At 67.8% G+C, this 276-nt stretch carries 1 pseudogene; it reads right to left on the reverse strand.

Features of this window, described 5'->3' with window-relative positions:
• Window positions 1-276 (reverse strand): annotated as a pseudogene (locus tag SB751_RS30085) (hypothetical protein); the annotation flags it as partial.

Genomic DNA, 276 nt, shown 5'->3' on the forward strand with positions numbered 1-276 from the left:
GGCGACGGCCCAACCCCTATCGAGCTCCTGCCAACCCGCGCGCAGCAATCCCTGCCGCAACACCGGCGCCAGACGCGACGGCGCAAGAAAATGGCGCCATATCGACTCAACGACAGTCCCCCGCCCTTGCCGCACGGTGAAATCCAGCATCGGCTGCGCATCGGCCGGCAGCCAGTCGGGCACGTCAGTGACGACGGCCGCCACCGGAGTGATCGACGAAACGCTTCCGATGCTGCGACCGCCCCCAGGGCTGCCCAATTGCGCCACCCAAAAGGC

This window comes from Cupriavidus sp. SIMBA_020 (genome assembly GCF_046535395.1).
Taxonomy (GTDB): domain Bacteria; phylum Pseudomonadota; class Gammaproteobacteria; order Burkholderiales; family Burkholderiaceae; genus Cupriavidus; species Cupriavidus campinensis.